The organism is Bordetella sp. (assembly GCF_057362025.1).
In genome coordinates this window covers 225,724-245,632 of record NZ_JBMQQZ010000003.1, presented here as the reverse complement: position 1 = coordinate 245,632, position 19,909 = coordinate 225,724, and the positions used below count along the sequence as shown (strand labels likewise).

The 19,909-nt window shown below is 63.3% G+C and carries 17 protein-coding genes and 1 pseudogene; 9 read left to right on the top strand and 9 right to left on the bottom strand.

The window, feature by feature from the left end; all coding sequences use genetic code 11:
- Nucleotides 1–24: 24 nt before the first annotated feature.
- From ACO1P8_RS02325 to ACO1P8_RS02310, 4 genes are all read right to left on the bottom strand, one after another.
- The gene (locus tag ACO1P8_RS02325; protein ID WP_486294314.1) at nucleotides 25–786 is read right to left on the bottom strand and encodes a carboxymuconolactone decarboxylase family protein; all 762 of its coding nucleotides are present in this window, start codon (nucleotides 784–786) and stop codon (nucleotides 25–27) included.
- A complete protein-coding gene (locus tag ACO1P8_RS02320; RefSeq protein WP_486294313.1) occupies nucleotides 783–1,685 on the bottom strand; it encodes an NAD(P)-dependent oxidoreductase in 903 nt (300 codons plus the stop codon). The genes ACO1P8_RS02325 and ACO1P8_RS02320 overlap by 4 nt, the downstream gene beginning before the upstream one ends.
- A gap of 11 nt (nucleotides 1,686–1,696) precedes the next feature.
- Nucleotides 1,697–3,049, bottom strand: coding sequence for an MFS transporter (locus ACO1P8_RS02315; RefSeq protein ID WP_486294312.1), 1,353 nt, complete (start codon nucleotides 3,047–3,049; stop codon nucleotides 1,697–1,699).
- 390 nt (nucleotides 3,050–3,439) lie between these two features.
- Nucleotides 3,440–4,180 (bottom strand): SDR family NAD(P)-dependent oxidoreductase, encoded by a 741-nt coding sequence (locus tag ACO1P8_RS02310; protein ID WP_486294311.1) that lies wholly within the window; start codon nucleotides 4,178–4,180, stop codon nucleotides 3,440–3,442.
- A gap of 288 nt (nucleotides 4,181–4,468) precedes the next feature.
- Between ACO1P8_RS02310 and ACO1P8_RS02305 the strand changes: the two genes are divergently transcribed.
- Nucleotides 4,469–7,315, top strand: a complete 2,847-nt coding sequence (locus tag ACO1P8_RS02305) for an EAL domain-containing protein (RefSeq protein WP_486294310.1) — start codon at nucleotides 4,469–4,471, stop codon at nucleotides 7,313–7,315.
- A gap of 42 nt (nucleotides 7,316–7,357) precedes the next feature.
- On the opposite strand, the gene ACO1P8_RS02300 is transcribed toward ACO1P8_RS02305, so the two are convergent.
- The 4 genes from ACO1P8_RS02300 to ACO1P8_RS02285 form a co-directional block, all read right to left on the bottom strand.
- Nucleotides 7,358–8,308, bottom strand: coding sequence for a cation diffusion facilitator family transporter (locus ACO1P8_RS02300; protein ID WP_486294309.1), 951 nt, complete (start codon nucleotides 8,306–8,308; stop codon nucleotides 7,358–7,360).
- A gap of 181 nt (nucleotides 8,309–8,489) precedes the next feature.
- The gene (locus ACO1P8_RS02295; protein ID WP_486294308.1) at nucleotides 8,490–9,425 is read right to left on the bottom strand and encodes an electron transfer flavoprotein subunit alpha/FixB family protein; all 936 of its coding nucleotides are present in this window, start codon (nucleotides 9,423–9,425) and stop codon (nucleotides 8,490–8,492) included.
- 2 nt (nucleotides 9,426–9,427) lie between these two features.
- Nucleotides 9,428–10,177 carry an electron transfer flavoprotein subunit beta/FixA family protein gene (locus tag ACO1P8_RS02290; protein WP_486294307.1) on the bottom strand — a complete coding sequence of 250 codons (750 nt, stop codon included), beginning with the start codon at nucleotides 10,175–10,177 and terminating at the stop codon, nucleotides 9,428–9,430.
- A 57-nt stretch (nucleotides 10,178–10,234) separates the two neighbouring features.
- Entirely contained in the window at nucleotides 10,235–10,945 is a 711-nt protein-coding gene (locus ACO1P8_RS02285) for a GntR family transcriptional regulator (protein WP_486294306.1), read from the bottom strand.
- Between the two features lie 190 nt (nucleotides 10,946–11,135).
- Here ACO1P8_RS02285 and ACO1P8_RS02280 point away from each other — a divergent pair, with 190 nt between their 5' ends.
- From ACO1P8_RS02280 to ACO1P8_RS02245, 8 genes are all read left to right on the top strand, one after another.
- The gene (locus ACO1P8_RS02280; RefSeq protein ID WP_486294305.1) at nucleotides 11,136–12,299 is read left to right on the top strand and encodes a thiolase domain-containing protein; all 1,164 of its coding nucleotides are present in this window, start codon (nucleotides 11,136–11,138) and stop codon (nucleotides 12,297–12,299) included.
- Between the two features lie 4 nt (nucleotides 12,300–12,303).
- Complete coding sequence (locus ACO1P8_RS02275) at nucleotides 12,304–12,711, top strand: Zn-ribbon domain-containing OB-fold protein (protein WP_486294304.1); 408 nt, start codon at nucleotides 12,304–12,306, stop codon at nucleotides 12,709–12,711.
- Complete coding sequence (locus tag ACO1P8_RS02270) at nucleotides 12,708–13,598, top strand: MaoC/PaaZ C-terminal domain-containing protein (protein WP_486294303.1); 891 nt, start codon at nucleotides 12,708–12,710, stop codon at nucleotides 13,596–13,598. The genes ACO1P8_RS02275 and ACO1P8_RS02270 overlap by 4 nt, the downstream gene beginning before the upstream one ends.
- Complete coding sequence (locus ACO1P8_RS02265; protein WP_486294302.1) at nucleotides 13,595–14,512, top strand: SDR family NAD(P)-dependent oxidoreductase; 918 nt, start codon at nucleotides 13,595–13,597, stop codon at nucleotides 14,510–14,512. Before ACO1P8_RS02270 ends, ACO1P8_RS02265 begins: the two co-directional genes overlap by 4 nt.
- Before the next feature lie 55 nt (nucleotides 14,513–14,567).
- Nucleotides 14,568–15,764 (top strand): acyl-CoA dehydrogenase family protein, encoded by a 1,197-nt coding sequence (locus tag ACO1P8_RS02260; RefSeq protein WP_486294301.1) that lies wholly within the window; start codon nucleotides 14,568–14,570, stop codon nucleotides 15,762–15,764.
- Nucleotides 15,765–15,775: 11 nt separating this feature from the next.
- Entirely contained in the window at nucleotides 15,776–16,927 is a 1,152-nt protein-coding gene (locus tag ACO1P8_RS02255; protein ID WP_486294300.1) for an acyl-CoA dehydrogenase family protein, read from the top strand.
- 65 nt (nucleotides 16,928–16,992) lie between these two features.
- Nucleotides 16,993–17,976 (top strand): Bug family tripartite tricarboxylate transporter substrate binding protein, encoded by a 984-nt coding sequence (locus ACO1P8_RS02250; RefSeq protein ID WP_486294299.1) that lies wholly within the window; start codon nucleotides 16,993–16,995, stop codon nucleotides 17,974–17,976.
- Nucleotides 17,977–18,006: 30 nt separating this feature from the next.
- Nucleotides 18,007–19,665, top strand: a complete 1,659-nt coding sequence (locus tag ACO1P8_RS02245; protein ID WP_486294298.1) for a long-chain-fatty-acid--CoA ligase — start codon at nucleotides 18,007–18,009, stop codon at nucleotides 19,663–19,665.
- Here ACO1P8_RS02245 and ACO1P8_RS02240 read toward each other — a convergent pair.
- Nucleotides 19,666–19,812 (bottom strand): annotated as a pseudogene (locus ACO1P8_RS02240) (IS3 family transposase); the annotation flags it as partial.
- Between the last annotated feature and the right edge of the window lie 97 nt (nucleotides 19,813–19,909).

The window sequence follows — 19,909 nt, the reverse complement described above, 5'->3', positions numbered from 1 at the left end:
GCGCGGCCTCGCCCAGGCGAGAAGCTAGGCGTCCCGCGCGGCCCACGCCTCTTCCAGGATGGGCGCGGCCACCGCGGCGCCGTGGATGCCTATCGTGCTGACGATCTCCAGCATTTCCATGAGTTCCTGCGCGGTAGCCCCATAGCCGATGGCGTTGCGCATATGCAGCTTCAGGCCGGGCAGGTACAGGTGTGTGGCCGACGCGTCGAAGGCGCAGTACATCAGCTCTTTGACCTTCGGCGCCAGCACGCCGGTGCGCCACGGCACGGAGGAAAAGTCCAGGTAGGCCTGGAAGAATTCGGGATCCAGTTCGAGCAGTCCGTCGAAGGTCTCGTGCCAATAGCCACGATTCTTGCGGAAGTCCCGCTTCAATGCCTCGCGGCGCTCGTCCAGCGGTGCGGGGGCGTCGCGCAGCCCTTCTTCCCGCAGCACCTCCAGCAGCACGGGGACACCCGCGTTGGCGGCGTGGATTCCCACGGTGCTGGTCAGTTCCAGTACCTCCATCAATTCCTCGCGCGTCGCGCCGTAGCGTATCGCGGCTTCGATATGCGCCTTGATGCCCGGACGGTACAGGTGCGTGGCCGCGGCATCGGCGGCGATGTGGATGAATTCCCTTACCTTGGGCTCCAGGTGCCCCTTAAGCCAGGGTACCGAGGCCAGGTTCAGATAGGCCTCGAAAAATCCCGGGTCCAGCCTGAGGATGCTTTCCCATTCCTCGCCCCAGGCGCCACGCAAGCGCACGAAGGCATCTTTCAGGTTTTGCTGCCGTTGCGTCAGCGCCATCATCGACTCCCCTGGTCCTTGAGCCTGACGCCGCCCGAGACGTCGCCGATCGCGTCGACCACACGGTTGCTGATCGTGTCGCCATAACCCAGCGCGGTGGCCAGGCCGAAGCAGGACAACGGACCGGCCGCATTGAGCGACGCCACGCCCAGCTCGCGCGCCAGGTCCACGTACAGCACCACATCCTTGGTCATCAGCCTGTTCGTCAAGCCGCCTTCCAGATAGTTGCCATCGATGATGTACGGGAAGCGGTTCTGCGTGGCGAAGTTCACCCCGCTGCTGCTGTTCAATACTTCCAGCAGTTGATGCAGGTCCAGCCCGGCTTTCTTGCCGGCCACCATTACCTCGGCGGTCGCCGCCAGGCTGACCGCATTCAGGAAGTTGTTCAACAGCTTGGTCGCATGTCCCGCCCCGCTGGCGCCCATGTGCAGCGCCTTGGCGCTGAAGGGCTCGAATACCCAGCGCACCGCGTCCACGGCCTGGGCATCGCCGCCTATCATCAGCGTCAGCGTGCCTTTTTCGGCGGCCGCCGCGCCGCCCGAAATCCCCGCATCGATATAGTGGACGCCCTTGTCGCGGAACAATTCGTGCAGCCGCATGGTCGAACTGGCGGCGGCGGTGCTCAAGTCCACAATGGTCTGCCCCGCGCGGCAATGCGCGAGCACGCCGTCGGCGCCCTCGACCACCGCCTCTACCACATGGCTGTCCGGCAGCGACATCAGGACGACGTCGGCCGCCGCCACGACATCGCCGACGCCGCGCGCGGCCGCCGCGCCGCACGCAGCGGCCCGCGACGCGTCCGTATCGAAGCCGGTCACCGCGATGCCGGCGTCCACCAGGCGCCGCGTCATGCGCCCGCCCATGTTGCCCAGGCCAATGAAGCCTGCCCTATCCTTGCGCATGGTCGTCATCCTTAAAAGTCCACATCGCGGGTCTCGGGACCCATCATGGCGCCGATTGTGCCGATCACGCCGCCGATCACCAGCAGTGCCACCGGCGCCCACCGCATCGGCATGAGACGGCCCAGCCAGTTCATGTAAAAGGCATAGAACGACGGGATGATCACCGACAGGCTGAATCCCACGCCGAAACCGGTGGCGCGCACGTCGGTCACGAAGCGCTCGTTGATGTACGTAACGATCACGCCCCATGGCGAAGTCACCAGGACGGACAGCAGGACGACCAGCAGCATGATCACCGGCAGCGGCATGCCGCCGGCCCGCGAGAGCGCATAGAACAGGGCCGCACCGACGGTCGCGATCAGCGGTCCCGCCACGATGAAGAAACGGCGGCGACCGATGCGCTGCCCCAGCATGCCCGAACCGATATAGCTGAAGAACAGCGTTCCGTAGCACACCAGCAGCGTGGCGGCGGTGTCGAAAGCGCTCAGGTGCAGCGTGGAGGCCAGCAATCCCGTGGGCATATAGATGGTGATCAGGTTCTGCGTCAGCCAGAAGCCGGTCATCAGGAGCAGCACCTGCAGCAGGTTGCGTCCGCTGCGTCCGCGAACCAGGTCCATCAGCGGCAGTTTCTCCCTGGCCGGTCCGGCGCCATCCTTCTTCGCCTCGGTTTGCCAGATCTCCGATTCGGCGACCTTATGGATGTAATACCAGGCCAGCACGCCGGCCAGGGCGGCGCCGATCAGGAAAGGAATCCGCCAGCCCACCTGCGCGTACGGCGATTGCGCACCGGCCAGCGGAAAGAGCGCGAACATCAGCATCGCCACCAGATTGATGCAGACGTAGGCGGCCGGAAACCCTGCCAGTATCAGGCCGCCGACGAGTCCGCGCTGCGACTTGCGCGAGTATTCTATGGCCAGCGGCATGGCGCCGGTATACCCGCCGCCGAGGAAAATGCCGTCGACGAACCGCAGCGCGACCAGCAACAGATAGGATGCGATGCCGATGCTGTCATAGCCCGGCAGCAAGCCGATCAACAGCGTCACCACGCCGAAGCCCGACACCGACCAGATGGAAGCCTTGCGGCGGCCGATGCGGTCGGCGACCATGCCGAAAATCAGCGCGCCGATCGGTCGACCCAGCAAGGTCGTGATGAATACCAGCGATGCCAGGAGAACCTCGGTTTCCGGGGCGATACCGCGTGGCTGGAAATAGAACAGCACCGGTGCCAACACGACCACCGGCAGATAGATATCGAACATATCGATGAATTCCGAGAAGAACGCGCCCTTGATGGCATTCCTGCGTTTCTGCTCGGTGGAAGTGCCGGCGAGAGGCACCGGCGAGGCTTGGGCTACTGAAACCATTTGGCTGCTTCCTCCTTTTTCGATCTTATTGACGGATTGTCTGACGACAAACCGGACTAAAAAAATGCCGCCGGAATCGGCGGTGCCGGACGGCCTCGGCCGGGGCGATCCCATCATGGACTCCGCCGATCCGCCCTTGGGTCCTGGACCGATGGCGCGGAGCATGTGCGCGTAGCGGCGGGCCCCCAGGCGACGCACCGATTGAGCGGCGGCCCAGGTACAGACTAGATCTCGTAATACAATCGGTCAATATTATTGATTTAGGGTTTTCCCGCAGCCACGCGAGTAAACGGCATTCGCCGTGTTGCCGTGCGCCGACCCCATACCTGCAACGACGCCACGGGCAGACCCGGCCGCACCACGCCGGGTATCTCGCCCGCATCCGGCGATTCAGCCGTTGACCATGCCGCCATCGATATTGATGATCTGGCCGGTGATGTAGCTGGCCGCGTCGCTGCACAGGAACACGACCGTGCCGGCGACTTCGTCAGCGGTCCCCCAGCGCCCCAGCGGGATCTCGCGCCGTACCGCGTCGCCGCGCGCGGCGATCAACTGGGCCGGCATGGCCGTGTCGATGATGCCCGGGGCCACGGCATTGACCAGCACCTGCGGCGCCAGCCGCCGCGACAGAGCGCGCGTCAGGCCGGCGATGCCGCCCTTGGAAGCCGAATAGGCAAGGTGGTCGAAAGAGCCCCGCCGATAGGCCAGCGAGGCGGCCATGACGATGCGGGCTCCTCGCCCGCCGCGATCGCACAGCCGCGGCGCGGCCGCGCTGGCCAGGTCGAAAGCCATGTCCAGGTTGACCGTCATCGTGCGATCCCACACCGCGCGGCTTTCCGGCGCCAGGTCGTCGGCCTGGTAGATGCCGGCCATGTGGATCAGCCCGTACAGTTCATCAATCGAATCGAAGACCTGCCTGCACACGCCGGGTTCGCCGAGATCGGCGGCGACGAGACGCCGCGCGCCATCGGGGCGCAGCATCGCCGCCACGCGCTGCAGCGCGGCCTCGTCGCGGTCCATCAGGATCAGGGATGCGCCCAGCGCGTCGAGCTGGCGGGCGCAGGCGGCGCCTATGCCTCCCGCCGCGCCGGTAATCGCTATCGATCGGTCCGACCACGTCTCGGTAGCCATGCTTGTCTCCTTTTCGATTTATCGGGTTTTGCGGCGCGCCCGCGCGAGCGGGTTGCGCACGCGGATTGCTCATGGACTCTACATCCGTTTTCGAACGGCCGGCTTGCCGCCGCCACGTCGCCGGATGGCGCTTCGGCAAGATGTCGCGAAAAGGCAATATATCCCTGCAGCGCGTCGGCCTTACCGATGGCATAGTATCGCCACACGATTAAATAAAAGGCGCGTTGAAGCATGATCCGCGACGCCGGACTGAAGGGGCCCGCCCCAACACTGCCTCGGAGAGATGGGATGTCTGCTGCTCTACCTGATCAGCAACCGCGCCGCGTGGATGGCGCACTGGAAGTATTCCGCGCCATCTTCGAGGAATTCCGCCATCCCGTTATCGTCAAGGATGAGCAGTCCCGCTTTCTTTATATGAATCCGCTTGCCTGCGCCATGATGCGGCGGCCTTTGGCGGAGGTCATCGGAAGAACGGACTACGACTTCCTGCCCCGCCGCGAGGCGGATGCCATCATCGCGGTCGACCGGGCGATATTCGCCACCGGCGAACCCCGCATCTTCGAAGAAACCATCACCTCGCCCGAGGGCGGCAAAACCTTCGTCACGCACAAGCACCGCATCCTGTTCCCGGAGTCTGGCCTCTCCCGCAGGCTGCTGCTCGTCCTGATCACGGACGTGACGCAGTTGCGGGAAGCGGAACGCGTCCTGCGGGAAAGCGAGGAACGTTACCGGTCGCTGGTCGAGCTTCATCCGCAGGTCCCATGGATTGCCGATGCGGCCGGCCGCGTCATCGAAGCCGGAGCGACGTGGACCCAGGTATCGGGCCTGTCTCCGCAATCCACGTACGGGTCCGGCTGGACCGACAGCGTCCATCCTGAGGACCTGCCGCTGGCCCAGGAGCGCTGGGATGCTTCGGTCAGGACCGGCGATCCCTGCGACATCGAATTCCGGGTTCGCCTGTTCGACGGCACCTACAAATGGTTCAGGAGCCGCGCGGCGGCCCGTCTGGACGAGCACGGCCGGGTCTCGAGATGGTACGGACTGCTGGAGGACGTGCACGAACGCAAGAGCGCCGAAGAGGCCGTCCGCGAAAGCGAGATCCTGATCCGCAGCATCTTCCAGAGCAGCCCGGACTGTGTACGGCTGCTGGACTTGGACGGAACGCCGCTGCTCATCAACCGGGCGGGCCGCGAGATCTTCGGCTTGTCCGACACTGCCGACGTGAGCGAGGCGCGATGGGACAAGGTGGTCACGCCGGATAACATGCGCACAGTAACGGCCGCCTTCGAACGCGCGCGCGCGGGACACCGCGCGCGATTCGAAATGACGATCACCACCCACGATGGCAAGGTACGCTGCATGGACGTGGTCTCCACCCCGGTACCTGGCAAGGATGGAAAGCCGACGCGCATCCTGACCATCTGGCGCGATATCACAGAGGCCAAGGCGGCCCGCGACGTCACCGAGTCGGCGCGGCGCGCGGCGGAGAAAGCGGCGGACCGGCTCGCATCCGTCCTGGAAAGCACCCTGGATGGCGTGCTCGTCGTGGATCCCGCCTGGCGGCTGACGTACATGAACTCGAATGCCCGGCGCCTGCTGGGCCTGGGAGACGAGGCGATAGGCACGGGCCTTTGGCGCCTTTACCCCGATGAAGAAAACGGCGCCTTCGCCGCCCAATGCCGCAAGGCGCTGGCGACGCAGGATTCGGTGACGTTCGAGGAATACGTCGCCGCACTGGGCATGTGGCTGGAAGTCCACGCGGCCCCGACGGAAGAAGGACTTTCGATCTTCTTCCGCGACACGTCCGACCGCCGCCGCGCCGAGCAGGAGCGTTTCCAGGCGCTGACCCAGATATCGTATATGTCCCGGCACGATGCCCTGACGAACCTGCCGAACCGGGTGCTGTTCCGCGAACGCCTGGACCGCGACCTTGCCCACCTGGCCCCCGGCACCCAACTGGCGGTCCTGATACTGGATCTGGACGGCTTCAAGTCGGTGAACGACGCCTATGGCCATCCGATCGGAGACCTGCTGCTGCGCCAGGCAGCGGACCGCCTGCGGGCGTGTGTCGACGACACCGACACCATCGCCCGCCTGGGAGGCGACGAGTTCGTCGTCATACAGCCGGCCCTCCGCGCCCCCGAGCATGTCGAGGCAATGGCGGAGCGGATCATCCGCACGCTGGACGAACCCTTCCAGCTGGAAGACGTCTCCGTCACCATCGGGGCCAGTATCGGGATCGCTTTCGCGCCTGCTGCCGGCAGCACCGCGGACCAGCTGATCCGCGCCGCGGACGTCGCGCTCTATCGCGCCAAGTCGGAGGGGCGCGGCATCTATCGGCGATATGTGGACAGCATGGATGCCAGCGTCCAGGCCCAGCTGGAGCTCAAGGTCGCATTGAAGGGCGCCATTGCCCGCCAGGAGCTGGAAATCTATTTCCAGCCGGTGGTCGAACTGGCGTCGAACAAGGTCAGTACCTGCGAGGCGCTCATCCGCTGGCGACATCCCGGCAAAGGAATGGTCTCCCCCGCGGAGTTCATCCCGCTGGCGGAGGAAAGCGGCCTGATCATCCCGATCGGGGAATGGGTACTGCAGACGGCGTGCCGCGAAGCCAGCCATTGGCCGGACGGCACCGCCGTGGCGGTGAATCTGTCGCCGCTGCAATTCCAGAACGGCGACCTCGTGCACACGGTGTCGGCGGCGCTGGCCGCGTCGGGGCTTCCCGCCAGCCGCCTGCAATTGGAGATCACGGAATCCGTCATGCTGGACGAGTGCGATACGAATCTGCGGATACTGCAGGATATCCGCCTGCTGGGCGTGAAAATCGCCATGGACGACTTCGGCACCGGCTATTCGTCCCTGGGCTATCTGCGCACTTTCCCGTTCGATAAGATCAAGGTGGACGGCGCTTTCATCAGCGACCTGCCGGACGGCCGGGAATCGCTGGCCATCATCCGCGCGGTCGCGGGCATCGGCCGCAGCCTGGGGATCACGACGACGGTGGAGGGCGTTGAAACCCAGGCGCAGCTTGACGCGGTGAAAAGGGAAGGCTTCGACGAAGCGCAGGGCTTCCTGTTTTCGCGGCCCGTGCCGGCGGCCGACATAGCCCGGGTGCTCGGCGCCATCCAGCGGTGATGGCTTGAGCCTGCCCGGGCCGGCCGCGGTTGTGCCGGGCGATCAGCCGGAGGCCTCCGGTCCAGGGGCGCGTGCCGTCTCGCCGCCCCGCAGCCGCGTTTCCGATTCGATGAAGACGCGTTTGATGCGGCTGTAGCTCGACCGTATCCGCGCATCGATGCGGTCCAGCGTTTCGTGGGCCTGGGCACGATCCAGGGCCGGCGACAGCATCAGGCTGATGTTCACCAATATGAAGTCCGGGCCGATATGCATGGTCAGGACTTCATTGACGCGATCGACGCCGGGGGTCGCTTCGATCAATGCGCGGACACCGTCCACGACCTCCGGATTGGCACTCTCGCCGATCAGCAAGCCTTTGGTCTCCCTGGCCAACAGGATGGCCACCGACGCGAGTATCAGCCCGATGACGATCGACGCCGCGCCGTCATACATCATGTTGCCCGTTACTTCGCTCAAGGTCAGTCCGGCCAGGGCGAACAGCAGCCCCAACATCGCGGCGCTGTCTTCCAGCAGCACCGCAAACGCCGTGGGATCCTTGCCAGCCTCGACCGCTTCCAGGTAGCCCCGCTTGCCCTTTTGCCTTCTGAACTCCTTCAGCGCCACCACCCACGCACTTCCCTCGAACAGCATGCTCAGGCCGAGCACGATGTAGTTGACGAGCGGATCTTCAATCACTGCGGGATGGCGCAGGTGCCGGATGCCCTCGTAGACCGAGATGCCGGCACCGAGCGAAAAGATGAGCAGCGCGACCACGAAGCTCCAGAAATAGATCTCCTTGCCGTGCCCGAACGGAAAGCGCTTGTCGGGTGGCAGCTTGGCCCGCCGCATCCCGTACAACAGGAAGCCGCCGTTTCCCGTATCCACCAGCGAATGGACGGCTTCCGACAGCATCGCCGAGCTGCCGGTATACAGCGCGGCGAACAACTTCGTCAGGGCGATGAGCAGATTGCCTGCCAGGGCAACGTAAATGACCTTCTTGCTTCCGGTAGCCATGTATCCAGCATAACGCCGATGATGACAGCCGGTCAGCCTGCTTTTTCCGGCAGCCTGCTCCCACGCGATCCAAAAACCCGCGCAACGGATGCGCGGCGTGCTGTCCGGGTCAGGTTCCCGCGCCCGGCAGGATTCGAATCCACGCCCCCTTGGTTCGCAGCCACGTATCGGGCGGCGACACTCAATGGTCCAGCGCCGCCGCCAATACCGGCACGGTTTCGAACAGGTCGCCTACCAATCCATAATCCGCCACGCCGAAGATCGGCGCCTCGGCGTCCTTATTGATGGCGACGATGACCTTGGAGTCTTTCATGCCCGCCAGATGCTGGATGGCGCCCGAAATCCCGATTGCCACGTACAACTGCGGCGCGACGATCTTGCCGGTCTGACCCACCTGCCAGTCATTGGGCGCGTAGCCGGCGTCGACGGCGGCGCGCGATGCACCGAGTGCCGCGCCCAGCTTGTCAGCCAGGGGCTCAAGAATGTGGAAGTTGTCGGCACTACCCAGACCGCGGCCGCCCGACACCACCGCTCGCGCGCCGGCCAATTCCGGGCGATCGCTCTTGGCCACTTCACGGCCCACGAAAGACGACAGGCCGCAGTCGGCCACGGCCGTCAGGCTTTCCACCGCCGCCGAGCCGCCCTGCGCGGCCACGGCGTCAAAGCCCGTGGTACGCACAGTGATGACCTTCACCGCGTCGGACGACTGCACCGTGGCGATGGCGTTGCCGGCATAAATGGGACGCTGGAAGGTGTCGGCCGATTCCACCACGATGATGTCGGAGATCTGCGCCACATCCAGCTTGGCGGCCACGCGTGGAGCCACGTTCTTGCCCGACGCGGTGGCGGGGAACAGGATGTGGCCGTAGTCCCCGGCGATGTCCAGCACCTGGGCCGCCAGGTTTTCGGCCAGGCCTTCGGCCAGTTGTGGCGCGTCGGCCAACAGCACCTTGGACACGCCGGGGGCCTGCGCGGCCTGGTCCGCTACGGCATGGGCATTGCTGCCGGCCACCAGCACGTGCACGTCGCCACCAATTTTGGAGGCGGCTGTGATGGCGCTCAGGGTAGCGCCCTTGAGCTGGGCGTTATCGTGTTCGGCAATAACCAGAATCGTCATCTTCAGACCACCTTCGCTTCGTTCTTCAGCTTGTCCACCAGCGTGGCCACGTCGGGCACCTTGATACCGGCCTTACGCACGGGCGGCGCCGACACCTTCAGGGTCTTCAGACGTGGCGTGGGGTCGACGCCCAGGTCCTGCGGCGTGACCGTATCCAGCTGCTTCTTCTTGGCCTTCATGATGTTGGGCAACGTGACATAGCGCGGCTCGTTCAGGCGCAGGTCGGTGGTGACGATGGCCGGCAGCTTCAGCATCAGCGTTTCCAGGCCGCCGTCGACTTCGCGCGCAACCCTGACCCGGCCCTCTTCGACTTCGACCTTGCTGGCGTAGGTGGCCTGCGGCCAGTCCAGCAGCGCGGCCAGCATCTGACCCGTCTGGTTCGCATCGTCATCGATGGCCTGCTTGCCCAGGATCACCAGCTGCGGCTGCTCCTTGTCGACCACGGCTTTGAGCAGCTTGGCCACGGCCAGTGGCTGCAGCACGGCGTCGGTCTGGATGAGGATCCCGCGATCGGCGCCGATGGCCATGGCGGTGCGCAAGGTTTCCTGGCTTTGCTGCACGCCAGCCGACACGGCGATGACTTCCGTGGCCGTGCCCTTCTCCTTCAGGCGCGTCGCTTCCTCGACCGCGATTTCGTCGAACGGGTTCATCGACATCTTCACGTTGTCGATGTCCACACCGGTTTGATCCGATTTCACGCGCACTTTTACGTTGTAGTCGACGACGCGCTTTACAGGCACAAGTATCTTCATCACATCCCCAAAAAGATCGAAAGCTCAGGATCTTTAACCATTCGGAATTCGGCGCGGTCACACGCGCGAGCGAGTTGCTCTTTCCGTAAACAACTGGGCCAGGCGGGCATGCGCTACCGCGACGATCTCGTCCTGGCGCCGTCCGATATGCTTTTTCAGAAGCTCGGAGCACGCGTCGCTGTCGCGGCTGGCAAGCGCATCGACGATCCGGTTGTGGTCATGGTGCGTCGCCCGGCGCGTGGGGGCGCCGAGATCTATCCACCGCACGAACTGTATGCGCGCATTGATGTTCTCAAGGACGCGCGACATCTCCAGATTCCCGGCCAAGGATACGAGGCGCACATGGAACGCCTCGTCCTGCGCGATCAGATCCATCTGGGTGCAACCTTCCGCAGCCCCATCCTCGCGGACCATGGCCGCAAGCGCCTGGATCTGCTGGTCGCTGGCCCGCTCGATGGCCAACTGTGCCGCGGCCACTTCCAGCGCGGCGCGCAGCTCGTAAAGGCTGAAGAGCTCCTTGGGATCCAGATCCCTGAAAAAGAACCCTTTGCCCGCGACCGAGCGCAAGAACCCTTCTGTCGTCAGGCGGTGTAGTGCCGCTCGCAAAGGCGTGCGGGAGACGTTCAATTCGCGGGCCAATTCGCCCTCGTTCAATCGTTCCCCCGGCAGAAACGCATGGGTCACCGCCTTTGCCCGCACTGCCGCATAGACGGACGCAGCGATGTTGTCAGCCAGAACCTCCCGGTCCATGGAGTCTGCAGTACTCATGTCGTTCGAGCGGCGCGAAGCCGTCCTTGTGTGTGATGCGATGGCAAGCAAGAACCACCGCCGAAGTGGGGATAAGCGTGCACCCCCATGTTAACCCTATTGTACGTGATCTGGATTTCGATCAGAATTCAGACCAGAATACAGAACGACGTTCTTCCAGGCAGAATCAACAACACGAAAGAAGGGCTTTATGACCATCAAGAAGCGGGCCTGCATTGCGGGCGTTTTCGAACACCCGTTGCGCAAGGCGGAGCAGCATTCCGTCGCTCAACTGCACGCGGAATGCGCCCGAGGCGCCCTCGCGGATGCGGGGTTGAGCATCCAGGACGTTGATGCCTATTTCTGCGCCGGCGATGCCCCGGGGTTGGGTGCCCTGTCCATGATGGATTACCTGGGCCTGCGGGTAAGACACATGGACACGACAGAGACCGGAGGGTCCTCTTATCTCATACACGTCGCCCACGCCGCGCAGGCGATCGCGGCGGGCAAGTGCAACGTGGCTTTGATTACGTTGGCCGGCCGGCCGCGGTCCGATCCCTCGACCGCCCGGCCTCGGGCGTACGGAGCGACATCGCCCGACACCGCATTCGAACAACCCTTCGGGATGAATACGCTGGCGGGCTACGCCATGGTGGCGCGGCGCCACATGTTCGAGTACGGAACAACCGCGGAGCAGTTGGCCTGGATCAAGGTCGCGGCATCCATCCACGCCCAGCACAACCCTCACGCCATGCTGCGGAAGCCCGTTACGGTGGAAGACGTTGTCAATTCCCCTCTGGTCGCGGATCCGCTTCATCGCCTGGACTGCTGCGTCGTCAGCGACGGCGGCGGCGCATTGGTCGTCACCCGGCCCGAAATCGCGCGCAGCCTCGCCCGGCCAGTCGTCGACGTGCTGGGCGCGGGCGAGGCCGCGCGCGGCGTATATGGCGGAGGCAGCGATCTATTGGTCACCGGCGCCGCGCAATCGGGCCCACAGGCTTTTACAGAGGCGGGCGTGACGCCGGCCGACATCCAGTACGCCTCCATTTACGACAGCTTCACCATCACCGTGCTGCTTCAGTTGGAGGACCTGGGTTTCTGCGCCAAGGGGGAAGGCGGCCGTTTCGTTCAGGACGGCAATCTCGTTTCCGGTGTCGGAAGGCTGCCCTTCAACACCGACGGCGGCGGCTTATGCAACAACCACCCGGCCAACCGCGGAGGCATTACCAAAGTGATCGAGGCGGTACGCCAACTCCGAGGCGAAGCGCATCCCGAGGTACAGGTCCCCGGCTGCGAACTCGCGCTGGCGCAGGGAACCGGCGGAAACCTCGGCGCTCGCCATGGAAGCGCGACGCTGATCCTAGGAAGGAGTTGATTGAATGTTCATAGACAACCGCGAGTGGCAAGCGCCAGCCACAAATCCCGAGAACGAGGCATTTTTCGCAGCCGCCGCACAAGGCAGATTGCTCTACGGCCATTGCCGTGCCTGCGAACAGGCGCACTACTATCCCCGCCGCATTTGCCCTCATTGCTTTTCCGCCGAGGTGGACTGGGTTCCGGCCAGCGGCCGAGGCACCATCTATTCGTACACCGAAAACGGTGGCGATCCGGGCGGCCAGGCACTCGCTTTCATCGAGCTGGATGAAGGCGTCCGGATGCTGAGCAACATCGTGGATGCGTCGCTCGAGCGGCTACACATCGGCGCTGTCGTGCGCGTCGCGTTCGCCCGCGCCGGCGCGGTCAGAGTCCCCGTGTTTGTCCTGGACGAGGCGGAGCCAAGCGCATGAATCTCGACGCCGTCAAAGCATGGAGCAAAACCACGCTCTACGATTACACCCTGCGCGACTCCGCCCTCTATGCGCTGGCCGTCGGTGCGATCTCGGATCCCCTCGACCGTCGTCAGTTGCGAATGGTCGACGAGACCGACCAGGTGCCGGTCCCCACGATGGCGGCGGTGATTGCGTCTCCCGGATTCTGGGCACGCGACGAGCGGGCCTTGGGCATAGACGCCACCCGACTGGTCCAGGGGGAGCAGCGCGTCGACCTGGACCGCCCTTTGCCGGCAGAGGGCCGCATACTGGGTACATCGCGGATCTGCCGCGTGGTCGACAAGGGGCAGTCGAAAGGCGCATTGGTCACGGTCCGCAAGACATTGCAGTCGGAAGACGGCGACCTCTACGGCCACGCCTGGCAGTTGTTCTATTGCCGCGGCGATGGCGGCTTTTCGGCAACCGGCACAGAGGACGTCATGCTGGACGATGATGCGCCAGCGCCCTTGACCGCGGCGCCAGCGCGCCAACCCGACCAGCGTGTCGAGTATGCCGTCCGCAGCGATGCCGCACTTCTATATCGCCTGTGCGGGGACAACAACCGATTGCACATCGATCCCGGAGCCGCCCAGCGAGCGGGCTTTCCACGCCCTATCCTCCACGGCCTGGCGACCTATGGCTTTGCGGCCATCGCGATCATCCGGGCGTTCGCCGACGGAGACGCCACACGGCTCCGCGGCTTCGATGCCCGGTTCTCCGCGCCCGTCTATCCCTCCGACGTCATCGAGTTCCGCATGTGGAACGAGGGAACCCACATCGCGCTTGAAGGCTACGTCGCCGCTCGCGACGCCATCGTCATCAGTCATGCCCAAGGGCGCTTGCAACTATCCAGGAACGAATCATGAAGCTATCCATGTCAGACAAAGTCGCGATCGTCACGGGCGCTGGAGGTGGCATCGGCCGCGACATCGCGCTACAGCTTGCGCAGGCCGGCGCGCGGGTAGTGGTCAACGACATCGGCGCGTCCCTGAACGGCGAAGGGAGCGACGCAGGTCCCGCAGCCGCGGTCGTAGAAGAGATCCGGGCAGCCGGGGGCGAAGCCTCGGCCAATACGGACTCCATCGCGACACGCAAGGGAGCACAGAATCTGGTTCAGCAGGCGATCGATACCTTCGGCCGGGTGGATTGCATCGTCAATAACGCCGGAATCCTGCGGGACCGCTTCTTCCACAAGATGACAGATGAGGAATGGGACTCTGTGCTCAAGGTCCATCTGTATGGTTCCTTCTACACCAGCAGCGCCGCGGCACCGTTTTTCAAGGAGCAAGGTAGCGGCGCGTATGTCCACATGACCTCCACCTCCGGCCTGGTCGGTAACCGCGCCCAGGCGAACTACGCGGCCGCGAAGATGGGCATCGTCGGCCTTTCAAGAACCATTGCCATCGACATGCAGCGCGCGGGCGTGCGGTCCAATTGCATCGCCCCCTTTGCCTGGGGGCGCATGGTCGCCTCCATACCGGTAACCACCGAGGAACAGAAGCGCGCAGCGGAGCGCAAGCAGCAGTTGATGACGCCCGCGAAGGTCGCGCCGCTCGCTGTCTTCCTGGGCAGCGAGCTGGCACGCGACATCAATGGCCAGGTCTTCGCCGTGCGTGGCAACGAGATCATGCTGATGAGCCAGCCGCGCCCGGTGAAGTCCGTCCACCAGTCTGACGGTTGGACACCGGAGAGTATCGGAGAGATTGCCATGCCCGCCATGCGGGGCGCTCTCACACCGCTCGAGGAAACGGCGGACTTTTTCAACTGGCCCCCGATCTGACCGCGGTTTGCGGCGCCCTCTTTTTTCACCTGCAATCGGCACACCTGGAGATACCGTGGACCTCAGCTACAGTCCGCAGGACCTGGAGTTTCGCAAGACCGTCGTCGCATGGCTACGGGAAAACCTCCCGAACGACTTAAGAGCCAAGGTACTGAATCACAAGCGCCTGGACCGGGAGGACTTCGTTCGATGGCACAAGATCGTGGCCGCCCAGGGTTGGGCCGGGGCAAGCTGGCCCGTGGAATATGGCGGCACCGGCTGGAACACGGTGCAGCGTCACATCTGGGACGAAGCTTGCGCTGCCGCCGGCGCCCCCATCATCATGCCGTTCGGTGTGAACATGGTGGCTCCGGTCATCATGGCCTTCGGGACGGATGTCCAGAAACGCCATTATCTGCCACGCATTCTCAACTGCGATGATTGGTGGTGCCAGGGCTATTCGGAGCCGGGCGCCGGCTCCGACCTTGCGGCGATAAACACACGTGCCGAACGCGCAGGCGATCACTACCTCGTTAACGGCCAAAAGACGTGGACGACATGGGCGCAGTACGCCAACATGATCTTCTGCCTGGTGCGCACCGATCCCACTGCTCGCAAACAGGAAGGAATCTCCTTCATCCTGATAGATATGAAATCGCCGGGCATCACCGTTAGGCCCATCGTCATGCTGGATGAGGAACATGAGGTCAACGAAGTGTTCTTCGACAACGTGAAGGTACCCGCGCAAAACCTGATCGGCGAAGAGAACAAGGGGTGGACCTACGCCAAATATCTGCTGGGCCATGAGCGTACCAATATCGCGGCCGTCGGCCGCTCGAAACGCGAGCTCCGATCGCTCAAGCGGCTGGCATACAAACAGACGAAGAATGGGGAATCCTTGCTCAAGGATCCCATCTTTGCGGCCAAGATCGCCTCGCTGGAAATCGACCTGATGGGGCTGGAGATGCTGGTGCTGAAGACCATCTCGCAGGGAGAACAGCGGAAATCCCCGACGCCGGAGGCTTCGATGCTGAAGGTAAAAGGCAGCGAGATCCAGTTGGCCATCGCGGAACTCATGCTCGAGTCCGTCGGCCCCTATGGATCGCCCTTCGACCCTGCGTTCATTGCCGGCGAGCGAGACCATTCCGTGACCGAGAACGACGACGCGGCGCCTCTCGCATCTCTGTATTTCAACTCCAGAAAGATCGCGATCTACGGGGGTTCCAACGAAATTCAGAAGAACGTCATCGCCAAACTGGCGTTGGGTCTCTAAGGAGCGGGAACGTGGACTTCGACTATACGCAGGATCAACAGCAGTTCGCCAACGCAGTGCGCCGATGGGTCGACAAAGACTACGGCTTTGAAGCACGCCGCTCTGTCATCCACAGTGAGCTCGGCGTGTCGGAGCAGGCATGGCGCGCACTCTCCGAGCTTGGCGTCCTTGCCCTGCCGCTTCCAGAATCCGTTGGCGGATTGGGTGGGACCGTCATGGACATGTTCATCGTCATGGAGGAATTGGGCAGGGGCCTGGTCGTGGAGCCCGTACTGGCAACGGCGATGGCAGCGGAGTTCCTCCGGTTATCGGGTAGTCACACTGCACTCCTGGAAGAAGTTACCTCCGGTACGCTGACGATGACGTGCGCGCTTGGAGAACGGCAGTCCCGCCACGAACTTTTCGATGTGGCCACGTCCGCCAGGCTGCACGATGGCGACTACGTCCTTGACGGTGTCAAAACGATTGCGCTGCACGGTGCACAGGCCGGTTATGCGATCGTATCGGCACGCACATCCGGGGGACAGCGGGAGCCCGATGGCATCTCCCTCTTTCTCGTTCCCGCAAACGCCGCCGGCCTGACCGCGCGCGGCTACCGGACGATCGATGGGCTACGTGCCGCGGACATCGTGCTGAGAAATGTCCGGGTGCCTTCCTCGGCCCTGCTGTCTGCACAAGGCAAGGGTTGGGGGATGCTGGAAGCAGTGACCGATTATGGCATCGTACTGGCGTGCGGCGAGGCCATCGGCGCCATGGAAGCGCTGAACGCGGCGACATTGGAATATCTCAAAACCCGCAAGCAGTTCGGCGTGCCAATCGGCAGCTTCCAGGCATTGCAGCATCGTATGGTCGACATGGCGATTCATCTGGCGCAGGCGCGTGCTGTCGCAACACTGGCAGCAGCGGAAATGTCCACGCCGTTGGAGGCAGGCGACCGCAAGCGGTTGGCCTCGGCAGCCAAAGTGCGCGCGGGGCAGGCCATGAAGTTCATCTCGCAGCAGGCGGTGCAGTTGCACGGGGGAATAGGGCTTTCAGACGAGCTTGCGGTCTCCCACTACGTGAAGCGGCTGACCGTTATCGAAGCCATGTTGGGCGACACCGACCACCACCTGGCGCGGTTTTCCAGCCTGCCTCGCTTCCTGAGCGAGGTAGATCGCCCCTGAGGCGACACGCGGCAGCTACTGCGTCCTCTATCCCTTTCCTTCCCTTATGCCATGCTGGAGTCATCATGAACAATCATGCTTTCCTGTCGGTATGCAGGATTCTTTGTATTGCCGCATGCGTCGGCGTGCAGGCCAACGTCGCCGCCGCCCCGTCCGGCTTTCCGGAAAAGCCCATCCGGATCATCGTGCCCACCAATGCGGGAGGCAGTATCGATACGATTGCGCGGATTCTCAGCGCCGAATTGTCCAACCAACTGAAGCAGCCGGTCATCGTAGAAAACCGAACGGGCGCAAGTGGCATGATCGCGGCCTCCACCGTCGCCCAGGCGCCAGCCGACGGCTATACCCTATTGATGACCCATACCGGCGTATTGCAGGCGGATCTGCTGCACAAGAACGCGTCGTACCGGCTGAGCGATCTCGCGCCCGTGGCGGAAGTCGCCAATACCCCCGTCGCATTCGGGGTGGGGATCCAGGTTCCGGTCACTGACCTGCAGTCGTTCGTTGCGCTGGCGAAAAAGGAGCCTGAGCAATTGAGCTACGGCTCGTACGGCAAGGGATCATCTGCCCATATCTGGGCAGCGCAGTTCTCCCAACATGCCGGGATAAAGCTGATCCATGTTCCTTATGGCGGCGAAATTCCGGCGCTGCAGGACATGTTGGCTGGCCGCACGACCAGCGCCTGGGGCGCAGTGGGCACCTACAAGCAGTACGCCGACGCCCATAAGATCCGCATACTTGCCGTCGCCAACCCCGTGCGGGCCATATTGCTCCCCGACGTTCCGACCTTCATCGAGGCGGGTTATCCCGAAATGAACGCCAGCGGCTGGTGTGGAATCTTCGCGCCTGCCGCAACGCCCAAAGCCGTGATCGACACAATATCCAAAGCAGTCCTGACGGCCGTCCACCGCAAGGATGTTGCCGATCGCATGATCGTGACAGGACAAGAGCCTACCGGCACCGATCAAGAGACTTTCGGCAAACGCGTTGCCCGTGATCGCGAGACCTGGGCCAAAGCCATCTCCGATCTCCATATCACCCTCGATTGACCGCAATCAAGCCGCATAAATAGGTCGACCATGACACCACAGCAAGTCAGCCACTGGCCCGGGCATCTTCCACACCAGATCGCGACGCCCGGGACAAACCTTCACTTCAATCTCCTGGTGTCGGCAACCCGCTTCCCGGAAAAGGCGGCCTTGATCGACGAGCGTGGAACCCTGACCTACAGCGAACTGCTGGCAGCGGTGGAGCGGATGTCGGGATTCCTGGAGCACCGCCTGGGCGTCCGCAGTTCGGAGCCCGTCATGCTTTATATGCAAAACTGCCGGGAATTCATCGTTGCCTACTATGCGATCCTGCGCGTGGGCGCGGTGGTGGTGCCCGTCAATCCAATGAACAAGCGCGGCGAGCTTGCACATTACCAGGCAGACACAGGCGCGCGCTTCGCATTCACCAGCGCCGGCATGGTGCCCGAACTCTTGGGGATGGAAAACCCGTCGGCCCTTGCCGGCGTCGTTGTCGTCGATAGCCCGGCAGCGGATGCGGGAATATTGTCCGAACCGGACGACCGCGCACCTGAGTTACATGATTTTGAAAGCGTACTGGAGGCGGATCTTGCCCCTTCCCGTCCTGTGGACCAAAGCCCGGAGCAGCTTGCCGTAATCCTTTATAGCTCGGGGACGACCGGCAGGCCGAAGGGCTGCATGCATACGCACCGCTCGATGATGGCCAGTATCAACACCGTTGCCCACTGGATGCATATGCAGTCGGAAACCGTTGTGTTGGCGGCCTTGCCGTTTTTCCATATTACGGGCATGCAGAACATGATGAACACGCCGATATACGTCGGCGGTACATTGGTCCTGTTGCCGCGCTGGAATCGCGATAGCGCAGCCGAATTGATTGCCCGGCATAAGGTCACCCATTGGAATACGATGCCGACCGTGATGATCGATTTCCTGGCCAGCGATCGGCTTTCCAGCTACGACCTCCGCTCGCTGCGCCGCGTGGGCGGCGGCGGCGCCGGTATGCCGCAGGCGATCGGCGAACGAATAAAAGCATTGCTGGGCGTGGACTTTCTGGAAGGCTACGGGTTGTCGGAGGGCATGCCCTTCATGGGAAATCCGGCGGCTCATTTCAAGCGCCAGTGCCTGGGCGTTCCCCTGTTCAACACCGACGCCCGTATCGTCGATCCCGAAACCCTGCAGGAACTGGCAGGGAGTGCGATAGGCGAAATAGTGATATGCAGCGACAAGATGTTTGGCGGCTATTGGCGAAACGAACAGGCCACGCGCGATGCCTTCATCGATCTGGACGGAAGATCGTTCTTTCGTACCGGAGACCTGGGCTACGTAGATAGCGAAGGGTATTTTTTCATCGTCGACCGCCTTAAGCGCATGGTCAATGCGTCGGGATACAAGGTGTGGCCGACGGAAATTGAAGCGTTGCTGCATGAGCACCCTGACGTGCGCGAGGCGTGCGTCATAGCCGCGCATGACCCATATCGTGGCGAGACGGTAAAGGCAATCATCGTGCTGCGCGAAGGCGCCAAGGGACGCGTTGAGCCCTGCCATATCATCGACTGGTGCAAAGCCAGAATGGCGGCCTACAAGTACCCGAGGCTGGTCGATTTCGTCGACGACCTCCCTCGGCTTGCTACAGGGAAGATCGCATGGCGCGAATTGCAGGATGCGGAGCGCGCCAGGGCGCGTGCACAGACTGCAGGCCAGATGTAAGGCACGACGGTGGATCAGTTCGGCTTTGTACAGACCGTTGATCGTCTCGGCCAAGGCGTTGTCGTAGCGGTCGCCACGGCTGCCGACCAACTGTTCGATGCCCGCCTCGGCCAACCGTTCGCTATAGCGGATGCTCCCGTATCGCGATTCCTCGGTGGCGGCCATTCATCGTCACCGGCTTCTGCGCTAGGTTGACCATCCACTTTCGCAGGAGAACTGGCTTCCTTGTTGCAGCAAGGACGGT

Bases quoted from the DNA above. Each gene is read 5' to 3' on its own strand.
- ACO1P8_RS02295 (WP_486294308.1), bottom strand. From the start codon at position 9,425: ATGACGATTCTGGTTATTGCCGAACACGATAACGCCCAGCTCAAGGGC.
- ACO1P8_RS02305 (WP_486294310.1), top strand. From the start codon at position 4,469: ATGTCTGCTGCTCTACCTGATCAGCAACCGCGCCGCGTGGATGGCGCA.
- ACO1P8_RS02275 (WP_486294304.1), top strand. From the start codon at position 12,304: ATGTTCATAGACAACCGCGAGTGGCAAGCGCCAGCCACAAATCCCGAG.
- ACO1P8_RS02285 (WP_486294306.1), bottom strand. From the start codon at position 10,945: ATGAGTACTGCAGACTCCATGGACCGGGAGGTTCTGGCTGACAACATC.
- ACO1P8_RS02270 (WP_486294303.1), top strand. From the start codon at position 12,708: ATGAATCTCGACGCCGTCAAAGCATGGAGCAAAACCACGCTCTACGAT.
- ACO1P8_RS02250 (WP_486294299.1), top strand. From the start codon at position 16,993: ATGAACAATCATGCTTTCCTGTCGGTATGCAGGATTCTTTGTATTGCC.
- ACO1P8_RS02325 (WP_486294314.1), bottom strand. From the start codon at position 786: ATGATGGCGCTGACGCAACGGCAGCAAAACCTGAAAGATGCCTTCGTG.
- ACO1P8_RS02290 (WP_486294307.1), bottom strand. From the start codon at position 10,177: ATGAAGATACTTGTGCCTGTAAAGCGCGTCGTCGACTACAACGTAAAA.
- ACO1P8_RS02300 (WP_486294309.1), bottom strand. From the start codon at position 8,308: ATGGCTACCGGAAGCAAGAAGGTCATTTACGTTGCCCTGGCAGGCAAT.
- ACO1P8_RS02315 (WP_486294312.1), bottom strand. From the start codon at position 3,049: ATGGTTTCAGTAGCCCAAGCCTCGCCGGTGCCTCTCGCCGGCACTTCC.
- ACO1P8_RS02280 (WP_486294305.1), top strand. From the start codon at position 11,136: ATGACCATCAAGAAGCGGGCCTGCATTGCGGGCGTTTTCGAACACCCG.
- ACO1P8_RS02265 (WP_486294302.1), top strand. From the start codon at position 13,595: ATGAAGCTATCCATGTCAGACAAAGTCGCGATCGTCACGGGCGCTGGA.
- ACO1P8_RS02320 (WP_486294313.1), bottom strand. From the start codon at position 1,685: ATGCGCAAGGATAGGGCAGGCTTCATTGGCCTGGGCAACATGGGCGGG.
- ACO1P8_RS02245 (WP_486294298.1), top strand. From the start codon at position 18,007: ATGACACCACAGCAAGTCAGCCACTGGCCCGGGCATCTTCCACACCAG.
- ACO1P8_RS02310 (WP_486294311.1), bottom strand. From the start codon at position 4,180: ATGGCTACCGAGACGTGGTCGGACCGATCGATAGCGATTACCGGCGCG.